Source organism: Vibrio sp. Vb1026 (assembly GCF_033338745.1).
Taxonomy (GTDB): domain Bacteria; phylum Pseudomonadota; class Gammaproteobacteria; order Enterobacterales; family Vibrionaceae; genus Vibrio; species Vibrio alginolyticus.
Genome location: NZ_JAWOTH010000006.1, coordinates 89,823 through 103,316, shown reverse-complemented (window position 1 = coordinate 103,316; position 13,494 = coordinate 89,823). Strand labels below are relative to the sequence as shown.

General features: G+C 44.1%; 14 protein-coding genes. 9 read left to right on the top strand and 5 right to left on the bottom strand.

The genetic code is table 11. The features are described from left to right. Positions 1-59: 59 nt before the first annotated feature. The 4 genes from R7E47_RS11770 to R7E47_RS11755 form a co-directional block, all read right to left on the bottom strand. Positions 60-1,412 carry an AmpG family muropeptide MFS transporter gene (locus R7E47_RS11770; protein WP_005380257.1) on the bottom strand — a complete coding sequence of 451 codons (1,353 nt, stop codon included), beginning with the start codon at positions 1,410-1,412 and terminating at the stop codon, positions 60-62. A 71-nt stretch (positions 1,413-1,483) separates the two neighbouring features. Further along, positions 1,484-2,029: a peptidylprolyl isomerase gene (locus tag R7E47_RS11765; RefSeq protein WP_005380258.1), complete on the bottom strand. Its 546-nt coding sequence runs from the start codon at positions 2,027-2,029 to the stop codon at positions 1,484-1,486. Beyond that, on the bottom strand, positions 2,029-2,598 hold the full coding sequence (locus tag R7E47_RS11760) for a YajG family lipoprotein (RefSeq protein WP_005380259.1): 570 nt from the start codon (positions 2,596-2,598) through the stop codon (positions 2,029-2,031). Before R7E47_RS11760 ends, R7E47_RS11765 begins: the two co-directional genes overlap by 1 nt. 32 nt (positions 2,599-2,630) lie before the next feature. Next, positions 2,631-3,785, bottom strand: coding sequence for a methyltransferase (locus R7E47_RS11755; RefSeq protein ID WP_005380260.1), 1,155 nt, complete (start codon positions 3,783-3,785; stop codon positions 2,631-2,633). Between the two features lie 243 nt (positions 3,786-4,028). Here R7E47_RS11755 and bolA point away from each other — a divergent pair, with 243 nt between their 5' ends. From bolA to nqrM, 9 genes are all read left to right on the top strand, one after another. Beyond that, positions 4,029-4,337: a transcriptional regulator BolA gene (gene bolA / locus R7E47_RS11750; protein ID WP_005380262.1), complete on the top strand. Its 309-nt coding sequence runs from the start codon at positions 4,029-4,031 to the stop codon at positions 4,335-4,337. A 474-nt stretch (positions 4,338-4,811) separates the two neighbouring features. Next, complete coding sequence (locus R7E47_RS11745; protein WP_005380264.1) at positions 4,812-6,152, top strand: Na(+)-translocating NADH-quinone reductase subunit A; 1,341 nt, start codon at positions 4,812-4,814, stop codon at positions 6,150-6,152. Positions 6,153-6,157: 5 nt separating this feature from the next. Next, the gene (locus tag R7E47_RS11740) at positions 6,158-7,402 is read left to right on the top strand and encodes an NADH:ubiquinone reductase (Na(+)-transporting) subunit B (protein WP_005380265.1); all 1,245 of its coding nucleotides are present in this window, start codon (positions 6,158-6,160) and stop codon (positions 7,400-7,402) included. Then, entirely contained in the window at positions 7,392-8,162 is a 771-nt protein-coding gene (locus R7E47_RS11735; protein ID WP_005380267.1) for a Na(+)-translocating NADH-quinone reductase subunit C, read from the top strand. Before R7E47_RS11740 ends, R7E47_RS11735 begins: the two co-directional genes overlap by 11 nt. After that, positions 8,162-8,794 (top strand): NADH:ubiquinone reductase (Na(+)-transporting) subunit D, encoded by a 633-nt coding sequence (locus tag R7E47_RS11730; RefSeq protein WP_005380269.1) that lies wholly within the window; start codon positions 8,162-8,164, stop codon positions 8,792-8,794. The genes R7E47_RS11735 and R7E47_RS11730 overlap by 1 nt, the downstream gene beginning before the upstream one ends. Before the next feature lie 7 nt (positions 8,795-8,801). Further along, positions 8,802-9,398, top strand: coding sequence for an NADH:ubiquinone reductase (Na(+)-transporting) subunit E (nqrE, locus tag R7E47_RS11725; protein ID WP_005380270.1), 597 nt, complete (start codon positions 8,802-8,804; stop codon positions 9,396-9,398). Positions 9,399-9,431: 33 nt separating this feature from the next. Continuing rightward, positions 9,432-10,655, top strand: coding sequence for an NADH:ubiquinone reductase (Na(+)-transporting) subunit F (nqrF, locus tag R7E47_RS11720; protein ID WP_005380271.1), 1,224 nt, complete (start codon positions 9,432-9,434; stop codon positions 10,653-10,655). 157 nt (positions 10,656-10,812) lie between these two features. After that, a complete protein-coding gene (locus R7E47_RS11715) occupies positions 10,813-11,817 on the top strand; it encodes an FAD:protein FMN transferase (protein WP_005380272.1) in 1,005 nt (334 codons plus the stop codon). A gap of 22 nt (positions 11,818-11,839) precedes the next feature. Continuing rightward, entirely contained in the window at positions 11,840-12,073 is a 234-nt protein-coding gene (gene nqrM / locus R7E47_RS11710; RefSeq protein WP_005380273.1) for a (Na+)-NQR maturation NqrM, read from the top strand. Positions 12,074-12,231: 158 nt separating this feature from the next. Here nqrM and R7E47_RS11705 read toward each other — a convergent pair whose 3' ends face one another. After that, a complete protein-coding gene (locus R7E47_RS11705) occupies positions 12,232-13,449 on the bottom strand; it encodes a response regulator (RefSeq protein WP_005380276.1) in 1,218 nt (405 codons plus the stop codon). Positions 13,450-13,494: the final 45 nt, after the last annotated feature.

Sequence of the window (13,494 nt, the reverse complement as noted above, 5' to 3'; positions counted from 1 at the left end):
CTTATCTTATATCTCGCAAAACAAAAACCACCGAATTCGGTGGTTTTTTATATGTTTCGTTAATGCTTGTGACGTGCTTTTTCCAATAGAGCATCAAAGTAATGTCGTAGCGAGTACAACATAATCAAGCTTGGCACGACCATGACAGCGGTAAGCACGAAGAATGTGCTCCAATCATTAAGATAATCCACTAGCTCGCCACTGAAAGAAGCAAGAGTCGTCCGTCCGAAGTTTCCTAGAGAAGCAAGCAACGCATACTGAGTTGCCGAAAATGCTTGTCCGGTTAGAATCGTCAAAAATGAAACAAAAGCGACAGTTGAGAAAGCAGTCGTAAAGTTATCGACAATAATCGTGGCTAAGTACAAGTGCTCGTTTGGGCCTACCGAAGCAATCCAAGCAAACATCAAGTTACTGGCAGACATAGCAATACCACCGATCATTAATCCACGTACAATACCAAACCTAACGTTGAACATGCTTCCGACAAAAGTAAAGAAGATGGTGGCTCCCCAACCAATCAGTTTGGAGTAATAGCCAATTTGTTCATTGCTAAAACCAATATCTTTGTAGAACGCGATCGACATCCTGCCCAAAAACGCTTCGCCAATTTTAAATAGGAAAACGAACAGCAACAGAGTAATCGCGACACGGACACCATTGCGATTAAAGAAATCAAGGAAAGGTTCCACAACAGTCACGGTAAACCAAGCTACGACTTTCGAACCAACCACTTCTTTGTGGCGTTGTTCAGCGGCAGACTGAAGTTGTTCGCGTTGAGTCTTAGGTTCACCGACTAAAATCGTAAAGACCATTAGAATGCCGACTATCACCGCCATCCCGTAATACACACCATTCCAACCGACACTGTCAGCATTAACAAACGCTAAATAACCCGGTAGTGAATAACCTGTCCACCAGCCAATGACCGCCATTGCAGAAGCTTGAGGCAGTTTAGACTCTTCTGACTTTGGGAAAGTATCAATACGAAAAGCATCAATTGCGATGTCTTGTGTCGCTGAAGCCGTTGCAATACACAAGGCGAGTAGTGACGCAAACACCAAGTTTTCCGCTGGATTAACACCGGCAATAAATAGGGTAGCGACGAGTACGATACTTTGACAAAAGAAAATCCAGCTACGTCTTTGCCCCAGCAGTCTAAAGAGGACTGGCAGCTTCACGCGGTCAACCAGAGGTGCCCACAGAAAGTTGATCGCATAGACCGCAAAAACGCTACCAAAATAGCCAATTGCGGAGAGGGTCAAGCCGGCATCTTTTAGCCAACCTGACATGTTTGAACCGATAAGAACCCACGGAAAGCCGCTAGAGCAGCCCAGCATGAAAACCCACATGAGTCGTTTATCGAGGTAACTTTTTACCGTTTCCAACCAAGTGATGGAAGGTAATGAAGACATAAATCAATCCAATAAAATGAAGCCGTTGAAAGAGAAAGCCCTTCGATTATTCAAAGGGCTTATCGTTTTGGCTATTTAAGTAGTGTAGCTTTGGTGATGACGATTTGCGTCTCTGGTACATCACGCATTCGGCCTACCGTCGTGGTCGGCTGCTGAGCCATTTTCTGGATAACGTCGAACCCCTCAGTAACCTCACCAAATACAGCATAACCTGGTGGTCGAGCGCCATAGTTGAGAAAGTCATTGTCGACTAAGTTGACGAAAAACTGACGAGTTGCAGAGTTTGGTGCATTGGTTCGTGCCATGGCGATGGTAGCACGGTCATTGTTTAGACCATTATTTCCTTCGTTTTTGATTGGCGCGTATGTTTTCACCATCTGCATATCTTGGTTAAAGCCGCCACCTTGTGCCATGAAGCCTGGGATAATACGATGAAAAATAGTACCCTCGTAGCTCCCATCTTCTACATATTTTAGAAAATTAGCGACAGTGATAGGTGCTTTCTCTTCGTTTAACTCAACCGTAAATGAACCAAGTGTCGTTTCAAACGCTACTTTTGGTCCAGCCCAAACGCTGCAGCTGAGTAGTGCTAAGGACAGAATCGCTTTGCGTAACATTAGAAACGCTCCTGCATGTATTGACGAAGCTCAGGGTCATTGGCAATCTCTTTAAGCGTCAATGTCACCACATCATTCAATGTCTCTTCAATATCGGCATCAGAAGCACTCAATGTGCCAGATCGCTTTGCTGTACCTGTATAAGTTTTGACTAGCTTGCCCTCAGGTGTCTCTGCTGTGATTTCCAGCACAACTTTAGCATCCATCTCATTTTCCATCACCGAATGCTTCACGTTGACCAACGCTTCTTGAACGCTCAATTCAATCGCGTTGTTGCTGTTTAGATCCGCATGGAAACCTTGAGATGAGAATTGCTTCTCTAATGCTTCTTCTAACGCAATACGTAAATTCTGTTTAGCATGAAGAGGAAGAATGTTCGAACGGCCGTTATCCACCAACGCCACGTACTGCGCTGCACGTACATCTTTGCTGGTCAAACTGTAAGTCTTGCCTTGAACAATTGGATTGGTGCTCAATGTGCTTTCTGGCATCAGGTTCAGCTGAGGTTGTTGAGGGGCTGAACACGCAGCAAGCAACGCAACCGAAGCCGCAAGTACCAATTTTCTCATTTTATTATTCCTTTTAACTATTTTGCTAAAGCTTATTTTGCGCTTAATTTAGCAGGATTTTTTGTAGCCTGTAAAATCACAAACTTATTGTTGGAAGCGATAAGTTTCACATTTTTATCGCCAAACAGACGTTTGAGTTTTGCGTCGTACCCGAGGTGACGATTTCCGATAACCAGTAAACGGCCATTTTCACTTAATACTTGTTTAGCATCGCAGAACATTTGCCAAGCAATATGATCGGTGATTGCCTGTTGTTGATGAAACGGTGGATTACACATAACCATAGAGCTGCTGCTGTGTTTAAAACCGTCCAAGCAATTGTTCGCTATGCACTGTATGTCTCTATTTTCACCAAGGTTGTCGCGTAGGTTCTGTTTTGCCGACTCAAGCGCCATAAAGCTTTCATCAACACATGTTAGCCGAGCATTTGGATTCAACTGACCAAATTTAACAGACAGAACACCATTGCCGCAGCCGAGGTCGATGACATTGTCTATTGAAGGGTCTTGAGGCAGGTGCTGCAGCATAAAGCGTGCACCTAAATCTAAACTTTCTCCTGAATAGACATTTGGCATGTTCTTGAGTTCGATATCTTCGCCATCAACGCGCCAAGTCGTGAAAGGCATTACTTCAATCGTAGGCTCAACTGTTGCTTGAGAAAACACCAATCTGTGCTTTTTCCAGGCCAAAGATGTTTTTGTTTCGCCTAAGTATTTTTCAAACAGTTTTAGCGTCGAAGTATGAATGTCTTTCGCTTTATTGACTGCAATGACGGGGCAGGAAGCCGGTAGCGCCTTTCTTAATTGGCTTAGTATCCACACTAGATGGCGGTTACTTTTGGGCAGTTGCAGCAAGACGAGATCAATATTGGCAGGAACGAGGTCCATCGTGGTGGCAAACGCTACTTTATTGCACTGGTTTTGCTCGAGATTTTGCTGTGCACCTTTATGTGAGATGAATGAATCACTCATTAGCGTTACATGGTGCTTTTCCGAAAACCAGCAGGAGAGGGCACCAAAGCTGTCATTAATCACGAGGATGTTTTGATTGTCTGGCAAAGCAAGCTCTTCAACATGATTAATAAGATACTCATCACCGGCATCCCACGCTTGTAGCGTTTCGTTACTACGTTTTGGGAAACGATGAAGTGTTAAGCTTCGCTCGTGAAGGTTCAGTTCGGTTTTCATAGCTAAATGTAAGTTGATTTAGAAGTTAAGTGTTATTGTCGCAAATGATGACGTGTCGAGATACAAAAAGCTGTCAAATTTTACGAGTTCAGTGATGGCTGCTCTTTAGACATGTTCGTGGAGTCAAGCGCCTTGAGACAATATGTCTACAAAGTGCGTCAATAATGAGAGTGACGTTTGAGTGATGCATGTCTGCTTTACTTAGGTATATACTTATGGAATTCGCATCAATGAGGAACGAATATGATCCAAGAAATCATAGAGAAGAAACTACACAGTGAGCTGCAACCCAGCTATCTCAAAGTCATTAATGAGAGCTACATGCATAATGTGCCACCAGGCTCAGAGAGTCATTTCAAAGTGATTGTTGTGAGTGATTCGTTCGCGGGACAGCGTTTGATTGGGCGCCATCGTCAAGTTCATCAAATTTTGGCAGATGAACTGGACAACCACATTCATGCATTAGCTATTCATACATACACTGATGAAGAGTGGAAGCGTGAACAAGATGGCGCCCCTGATAGCCCGATGTGTATGGGTGGTGGTCACTAAAAACGCAAGATATAAAGGTGCAGAGAAAAGGTGGCTTAAGGCCATCTTTTTTCGTTTTACATTCTTAAGGGACGTTAACGTGGAACAAATTCTGGTTAAAAAATGTGTTAACAGTGTTTCAACAAATGAATGGAAATTGCAGAATATTTCAGGCGATGAATATCACTTTTCCATAAGATATGTATGGAATATGGCATTTGTGCGATGGGTCAAAGTTATGACTATTCTTTGACCTTTTAGACCTGATTCTACCGAAATAACCCCTCTATTCTAATGATTGATCATGGCATCAAGTTCCTAAAAAATGCTAGACTACGGCACCTGATAAATCTCGCGTATTCCTTGTGACGAGATTTTTAATAGGATGTTGCGATTTTGATGTTTAAAACAACATCAAAACCGGACACTGATGTCGTGTCTAAAAGTTACGCAATCAAAAGAATCTTTTTCCCGATAAAAGTAGTGCAAGTGCGTATGATTACAATAAAGAAGGGCTTGGATCTTCCTATCGCAGGAACTCCATCCCAGGTGATTAATGATGGTAAGACCATCAAAAAAGTCGCCTTGCTTGGCGAAGAGTACGTTGGCATGCGACCTACCATGCATGTCCGCGTTGGTGATGAAGTGAAAAAAGCGCAAGTTCTTTTTGAAGATAAAAAGAACCCAGGCGTGAAATTTACTGCACCAGCAGCCGGTAAAGTGATCGAAGTTAACCGTGGCGCTAAACGTGTCCTTCAATCTGTAGTGATTGAAGTGGCAGGTGAAGAGCAGGTGACATTTGATAAGTTCGAAGCCGCTCAACTTTCAGGTCTAGATCGTGAAGTGATCAAGACTCAGTTGGTTGACTCTGGCTTATGGACCGCTTTACGTACTCGTCCGTTCAGCAAGGTTCCTGCAATCGAGTCTTCTACTAAGGCTATTTTCGTAACTGCAATGGATACTAATCCACTAGCAGCTAAGCCTGAGTTGATCATTAATGAGCAACAAGAAGCATTCATTGCTGGTCTAGACATTCTTTCAGCCCTGACAGAAGGCAAGGTTTACGTATGTAAATCTGGCACTAGCTTGCCACGCTCTTCACAGTCTAACGTAGAAGAACACGTCTTCGATGGCCCTCACCCAGCAGGTCTTGCTGGCACCCACATGCATTTCCTATACCCAGTAAATGCAGAGAATGTGGCATGGAGCATCAACTACCAAGACGTTATCGCGTTCGGTAAGCTGTTCCTAACTGGTGAGCTATGCACAGATCGTGTTGTGTCTCTAGCTGGCCCAGTTGTGAATAACCCTCGTCTAGTTCGTACCGTAATGGGTGCAAGCTTAGATGACCTAACAGATAACGAGCTGATGCCTGGCGAAGTTCGTGTGATCTCTGGTTCAGTACTAACAGGTACACATGCAACTGGTCCACACGCATACCTTGGCCGTTACCATCAACAGGTTTCTGTATTACGTGAAGGCCGTGAAAAAGAACTATTTGGCTGGGCAATGCCTGGTAAGAATAAGTTCTCGGTAACTCGCTCTTTCCTTGGTCACGTATTCAAAGGTCAGTTGTTCAATATGACAACGACGACCAATGGTAGTGATCGTTCAATGGTTCCAATTGGCAACTACGAACGCGTAATGCCTCTAGATATGGAGCCTACTTTGCTGCTTCGTGATCTATGTGCCGGCGACACAGACAGTGCTCAAGCACTGGGTGCGCTTGAACTGGATGAAGAAGATCTAGCATTGTGTACCTTTGTATGTCCAGGTAAGTACGAGTACGGTACGTTACTTCGTGAATGCCTAGATACTATCGAGAAGGAAGGGTAATTTTCATGGCTCTTAAAAAGTTTCTTGAAGACATCGAGCATCATTTTGAGCCTGGTGGCAAACACGAAAAATGGTTTGCCCTGTACGAAGCTGTAGCAACAGTTTTTTACACGCCAGGTATCGTAACAAATAAAAGCTCGCACGTTCGTGATAGCGTTGACCTAAAACGTATCATGATCATGGTTTGGTTTGCGGTATTCCCAGCAATGTTCTGGGGTATGTACAACGCAGGTGGCCAAGCTATTGCAGCACTTAACCACATGTACGCTGGTGACCAACTAGCGACAGTTATCGCAGGTAACTGGCACTACTGGCTAACAGAAATGCTTGGCGGCACTATCGGTGCGGAAGCGGGTGTTGGCAGTAAGATGCTACTAGGTGCGACTTACTTCCTGCCAATCTACGCAACAGTATTTATTGTTGGTGGCTTCTGGGAAGTGTTGTTCTGTATGGTGCGTAAACACGAAGTTAACGAAGGTTTCTTTGTAACTTCTATCTTATTCGCACTTATCGTTCCACCAACGCTACCTCTATGGCAAGCGGCACTAGGTATCACATTTGGTGTTGTTGTAGCAAAAGAGATCTTCGGTGGTACAGGTCGTAACTTCCTTAACCCTGCACTTGCAGGTCGTGCATTTCTATTCTTCGCTTACCCAGCACAAATTTCGGGTGACGTAGTATGGACTGCAGCTGACGGCTTCTCTGGTGCAACTGCTCTTAGCCAATGGGCTCAAGGTGGTAACGGTGCTCTAGTTAACACAGTAACTGGCGCTCCTATCACTTGGATGGACGCGTTCATCGGTAACATCCCTGGCTCTATTGGTGAAGTATCGACTCTAGCTCTAATGATCGGTGCAGCGATGATCGTTTACATGCGAATCGCTTCATGGCGCATCATTGCGGGTGTGATGATCGGTATGATCGCAGTATCGACTCTGTTTAACGTGATCGGTTCTGACACTAATCCAATGTTTAATATGCCATGGCACTGGCACCTAGTTCTAGGTGGTTTTGCATTCGGTATGTTCTTCATGGCAACGGACCCAGTATCAGCGTCATTTACTAGCAAAGGTAAATGGTGGTACGGCATCCTGATTGGTGCAATGTGTGTGATGATCCGTGTAGTTAACCCAGCGTACCCAGAAGGTATGATGCTGGCGATTCTATTCGCGAACCTATTCGCACCTCTGTTCGACCATGTAGTGATTGAGAAGAACATCAAGCGGAGACTAGCACGCTATGGCAAGTAATAACGACAGCATTAAAAAGACGCTGGGTGTTGTTATCGGGTTGAGCCTTGTTTGTTCAATCATCGTATCAACAGCAGCAGTAGGTCTGCGTGATAAGCAAAAAGCTAACGCTGTCCTAGATAAGCAATCAAAGATCGTTGAAGTTGCAGGCATTGACGCAAACGGTAAGAAAGTACCAGAGCTATTTGCTGAGTACATCGAACCTCGTCTAGTAGACCTTGAAACAGGTAACTTTACTGAGGGTAATGCATCTACGTACGATCAACGTGAAGCATCAAAAGATGCAGAACGTTCAATCGCATTGACACCAGAAGAAGACGTAGCTGATATCCGTCGTCGCGCGAATACAGCAGTGGTGTACCTTGTAAAAGATCAAGATGAAGTCCAAAAAGTTATCCTGCCTATGCACGGTAAAGGACTATGGTCGATGATGTATGCCTTTGTAGCCGTTGAAACTGATGGTAACACTGTGTCTGCTATTACTTACTACGAGCAAGGTGAAACTCCTGGACTTGGTGGTGAAGTAGAGAACCCTTCATGGCGCGATCAATTCATTGGCAAGAAATTGTACAATGAAGATCACCAGCCAGCGATTAAGGTCGTGAAAGGCGGCGCACCGCAAGGTTCTGAGCACGGTGTTGATGGCCTATCAGGAGCGACGCTCACTAGTAATGGTGTTCAACACACATTTGACTTCTGGTTAGGTGATATGGGCTTTGGTCCTTTCCTAGCAAAAGTTCGTGACGGAGAACTTAACTAATGTCTAGTGCACAAAACGTTAAAAAGAGCATCCTAGCGCCAGTGTTGGATAACAACCCAATCGCGCTACAAGTTCTTGGTGTATGTTCTGCTCTTGCAGTAACAACTAAACTAGAAACAGCTTTTGTAATGACACTAGCGGTAACATTTGTAACTGCGTTGTCTAACTTCTCTGTTTCATTGATCCGTAACCACATTCCTAACAGTGTGCGTATCATCGTTCAGATGGCAATCATCGCATCGTTAGTAATCGTGGTAGACCAAGTGCTAAAAGCTTACCTATACGATATCTCTAAACAGCTATCTGTATTCGTTGGTCTGATTATCACTAACTGTATCGTAATGGGTCGTGCTGAAGCATTCGCAATGAAGTCTGCGCCAGTACCATCTCTTATTGACGGTATTGGTAACGGTCTAGGTTACGGCTTCGTTCTTATCACTGTAGGTTTCTTCCGTGAGCTATTTGGCTCAGGCAAACTATTTGGTCTAGAAGTTCTACCTCTAGTGAGCAACGGTGGTTGGTACCAGCCTAACGGCCTAATGCTACTAGCACCATCAGCATTCTTCCTAATCGGCTTCCTTATCTGGGTAATCCGTATTCTGAAACCAGAACAAGTAGAAGCGAAGGAGTAAGGACGTCATGGAACATTACATTAGTCTGTTAGTTAAATCGATTTTCATCGAAAACATGGCTCTGTCTTTCTTCCTAGGTATGTGTACTTTCCTTGCCGTATCTAAGAAGGTTAAGACCTCTTTCGGCCTAGGTGTTGCAGTTGTGGTAGTTCTGACTATCGCTGTTCCTGTGAACAACCTGGTATACAACCTAGTTCTGAGAGAGAACGCGTTAGTTGAGGGCGTGGACCTTAGCTTCCTAAACTTCATCACCTTTATCGGTGTAATTGCAGCACTTGTACAGATTCTAGAGATGGTCCTAGACCGTTTCTTCCCACCTTTGTACAACGCGCTAGGCATCTTCCTACCGCTGATCACAGTAAACTGTGCAATCTTCGGTGGTGTATCTTTCATGGTACAACGTGACTACAACTTTGCTGAATCGATCGTTTACGGTTTCGGCTCTGGTGTGGGCTGGATGCTAGCAATCGTTGCTCTTGCAGGTATCCGTGAGAAGATGAAGTACTCTGACGTACCTCCAGGTCTACGTGGTCTTGGTATCACATTTATCACTGTAGGTCTTATGGCGTTAGGCTTTATGTCTTTCTCTGGTGTTCAACTGTAAGTCGGGTAAACCGCAACAATTAAGGAATAGTCAATGGACATTATTCTTGGTGTAGTGATGTTTACTCTGATCGTACTAGCACTAGTACTAGTGATTCTTTTCGCTAAGTCTAAGCTTGTACCAACAGGTGACATTACAATTTCTGTGAACGATGACCCTTCTCTGGCGATCGTTACACAACCAGGTGGTAAGCTACTGAGTGCTCTAGCAGGTGCTGGCGTATTCGTATCTTCTGCTTGTGGTGGCGGTGGCTCATGTGGTCAGTGTCGCGTAAAAGTTAAATCAGGTGGTGGCGACATCCTACCAACCGAGCTTGACCATATTACTAAAGGTGAAGCGCGTGAAGGTGAGCGTCTAGCGTGTCAGGTTGCAATGAAAACTGACATGGATATCGAGCTTCCTGAAGAAATCTTCGGCGTTAAGAAGTGGGAATGTACTGTTATCTCTAACGATAACAAAGCGACATTCATCAAAGAGCTTAAGCTACAAATTCCAGATGGCGAATCAGTACCTTTCCGTGCTGGTGGTTACATCCAGATTGAAGCTCCTGCTCACCACGTGAAATACGCAGACTACGATATTCCTGAGGAATACCGTGAAGACTGGGAGAAGTTCAACCTTTTCCGTTACGAGTCTAAAGTTAATGAAGAGACCATTCGTGCATACTCTATGGCTAACTACCCAGAAGAGCACGGTATCATCATGCTTAACGTTCGTATCGCAACTCCGCCGCCGAACAACCCAGACGTACCCCCAGGCATCATGTCTTCGTACATCTGGTCTCTAAAAGAAGGCGACAAGTGTACTATTTCTGGTCCATTTGGTGAGTTCTTTGCGAAAGATACAGATGCAGAAATGGTATTCGTTGGTGGTGGTGCTGGTATGGCTCCAATGCGCTCACACATCTTCGACCAACTTAAGCGTCTGCACTCTAAGCGTAAGATGTCTTTCTGGTACGGCGCACGTTCTAAGCGTGAAATGTTCTACGTAGAAGATTTCGATATGCTACAAGCTGAGAATGACAACTTCGTATGGCACTGTGCACTGTCTGATCCACTTCCAGAAGATAACTGGGATGGTTACACTGGCTTTATTCACAACGTTCTTTACGAGAACTACCTACGTGATCACGAAGCGCCAGAAGACTGTGAATACTACATGTGTGGTCCACCTATGATGAACGCTGCTGTAATCGGCATGCTAAAAGATCTAGGTGTAGAGGATGAAAACATCCTACTAGATGACTTCGGTGGTTAATTCCTCCAAGTGATTGAATCTATGGCTAGCTCTCCAAGAGAGCTAGCCATTATTTTTTATAGACATAAAACTGATACTCAACAGTTGATATAGGTAATCGGATTGAAAGGATTGATCCTATTTCCCATATCAATTCAACAACATTGGGAGTTAACAAGTGAAAAAGTGGCTTGTTGCATTTGCTTCTCTATTGATTTTGGCTGGCTGTGAGCAGCCTGCCGATCAAATTCATTTAAGTGGCCCTACCATGGGGACTTCTTACAACATCAAGTATATCGAGCAAGATGGTATTCCAACGCCAAAAGCGATGCAGACAGAAATTGATCGCTTATTGGAAGAGGTTAATGACCAAATGTCGACCTATCGTGACGACTCAGAGTTAAGTCGTTTTAATCAGCATCAAACGAGCGAGCCATTTACAGTTTCGACACAAACTGCAACGGTAGTGAAAGAAGCAATTCGCCTTAACGGTCTTACTTTAGGTGCATTGGATGTGACGGTCGGCCCTCTAGTTAACCTGTGGGGGTTTGGTCCAGAAGCTCGTCCAGATGTAGTTCCAACCGATGAAGAACTCGCTGCTCGCAAAGCAAATACCGGTATTCACCACCTATCTGTTGATGGTAATACACTGTCCAAAGACCTTCCTAACTTGTACGTCGACCTATCGACGATTGCGAAAGGTTGGGGGGTTGACGTGGTTGCTGACTACCTTCAATCTGAAGGGGTACAGAACTTTATGGTCGAAGTTGGCGGTGAAATGCGTCTCAAAGGTGTCAATCGTGAAGGTGTGCCTTGGCGTATCGCAATTGAAAAACCGACCGTTGATGAACGTTCAATTCAAGAAATTATTGAACCAGGCGACATGGCAATTGCAACAAGTGGTGACTATCGTAATTACTTTGAGAGTAATGGTGTGAGATACTCTCATATTATTAATCCACGAACAGGCAAACCAATTCATCATAAAGTGGTGTCTGTAACGGTATTAGATAAATCGTCGATGACTGCTGATGGTCTTGCAACTGGTCTTATGGTGCTAGGTGAAGACAAAGGCATGGCAATTGCGAACGAAAATAATATTCCTGTTTTCATGATTGTGAAAACGGAAGATGGTTTTAAAGAGTTGGCTTCGGAAGCATACAAGCCATTCATGAAGAAATAACAACAGAAGTGAGCATGTTTTTATGAATACATTTCTAATTACCTTTGCTGTGTTTGTCGCGGTAATCACTGCAATGGCTGTCGGATACATTTTCCAAAAGAAAGTCGTGAAAGGTAGCTGTGGTGGCTTAGGGGCAGTTGGCATCGAAAAAGTGTGTAATTGTCCAGAACCCTGCGATGCGCGTAAAAAACGTGAAGCGCGCGAGGCTGCGCGTGCTGAGAAATTGGCGGCGTGGGAAAAAGATAGAATTGCTTAGTATTGGTTAATCGTACTAAGAAAGTGATAAAGCTCAGCGTTCTGCTGAGCTTTATTTTTAGGCAGCTAACCAAAGCTCAGATGTCCGAGAAAGAGCCCAATACCGTGTTTTGTTGTTTCTTTCTCTCATGTTACAGAGCAAGACCACACTGATAGTCATTAGGACGAAGAAATGATTTGGTTACGTCCGTTCTCTTTGGCCATGTAAAGTCGCTCATCCGCCACTTTTATTTGTTGTTCCAGCTCCCCCTCGATGTTGCTTACACCAATACTCGCGGTCACAAGAATGTTTTTGTCCAAATAAGTTATTGGCGTTTTTTCTATGCGCTGTCTCATTTGTTCTAAGCGTGTTAGAAAGCCGTCATAGTCGCCACTGGCTTGAATACAAAACTCCTCGCCACCAAGCCTAGCGACAATATCATTTGGAAAATAGATTTTTAGAATATTCGCTATCATGACTAACACTGCATCGCCGCCCTCATGTCCGTGTGTATCATTTACTTGCTTAAAGAAATCGATATCAAGCATCGCGATGTTTCTTTGAGCGTTTTCTACATGGGGTTGCTCAAACAGAAAGCGGCGGTTCCATAAGCCCGTTAGCGCATCTTGATTTGCCATTTTAAACAGTTCAGATGTTGCGTCTTTGATATCTAACAGTTGGTGAATACGGCAAAAAAATTCTTCTTGATTAAATGGCTTGTATAAAAAGTCATTGGCCCCTGCTTTTAGAAACCTAGCCGTCATGGTCTTAGAGTTACTACCCGACAAGCCGAGAATGGCTAATTGATTTTTATCCCACTTCCGACGTAATTCACGCACCATAGTAATGCCATCTTTAACGGGCATATCATGGTCGGTTAAAACGAGAGTGATATCTGGATTTTGCTCGACAAGCTCTAGGGCTTTTTGCCCATTGTCAGCTTCCAACGTCTGAATATATTGATGCTCCAAAAGTTGGGCAATGTGTCTTCTTACGGTGTGTGAATCATCAACGACTAAACATTTGTGTTGTTGATTGTTGGTTAGTCGCTTGAGGAGTGGTAATAGATAGGAAACGGACGCCATGCTGTCTTTCAAAATATAGTCGAGGACACCTTTTGCAAGCATCTTTTCGCGAGTGTCTTCTTGAAATCGAGCCGTTAAAACAATGACACGATGACCATGTTCCAAAACGAGGTCAATAATCTCGCCATCTTGAGCATCCGGTAAACAATAGTCTAAAACCGCACAGAAGAGGTCCTGTGCTGAAGATAACAAGTTCTTTGCCTCCGCGTAGCTTTCCGCTGCGATGACCTCATAACCAGCTTGGCTTATTGTTTGGCAAAGAAAGTTTTTAAATGCACGACTATCTTCAACAACCAGAATCTTATTACTCAAGCGCAGTCCCCAAAATTAATTGTTTAAAATCAATGATAACTAAAA

Coding starts and splice junctions, on each gene's coding strand:
- R7E47_RS11770 (WP_005380257.1), bottom strand. CDS start 1,412: ATGTCTTCATTACCTTCCATCACTTGGTTGGAAACGGTAAAAAGTTAC.
- R7E47_RS11765 (WP_005380258.1), bottom strand. CDS start 2,029: ATGTTACGCAAAGCGATTCTGTCCTTAGCACTACTCAGCTGCAGCGTT.
- R7E47_RS11760 (WP_005380259.1), bottom strand. CDS start 2,598: ATGAGAAAATTGGTACTTGCGGCTTCGGTTGCGTTGCTTGCTGCGTGT.
- R7E47_RS11755 (WP_005380260.1), bottom strand. CDS start 3,785: ATGAAAACCGAACTGAACCTTCACGAGCGAAGCTTAACACTTCATCGT.
- bolA (WP_005380262.1), top strand. CDS start 4,029: ATGATCCAAGAAATCATAGAGAAGAAACTACACAGTGAGCTGCAACCC.
- R7E47_RS11745 (WP_005380264.1), top strand. CDS start 4,812: ATGATTACAATAAAGAAGGGCTTGGATCTTCCTATCGCAGGAACTCCA.
- R7E47_RS11740 (WP_005380265.1), top strand. CDS start 6,158: ATGGCTCTTAAAAAGTTTCTTGAAGACATCGAGCATCATTTTGAGCCT.
- R7E47_RS11735 (WP_005380267.1), top strand. CDS start 7,392: ATGGCAAGTAATAACGACAGCATTAAAAAGACGCTGGGTGTTGTTATC.
- R7E47_RS11730 (WP_005380269.1), top strand. CDS start 8,162: ATGTCTAGTGCACAAAACGTTAAAAAGAGCATCCTAGCGCCAGTGTTG.
- nqrE (WP_005380270.1), top strand. CDS start 8,802: ATGGAACATTACATTAGTCTGTTAGTTAAATCGATTTTCATCGAAAAC.
- nqrF (WP_005380271.1), top strand. CDS start 9,432: ATGGACATTATTCTTGGTGTAGTGATGTTTACTCTGATCGTACTAGCA.
- nqrM (WP_005380273.1), top strand. CDS start 11,840: ATGAATACATTTCTAATTACCTTTGCTGTGTTTGTCGCGGTAATCACT.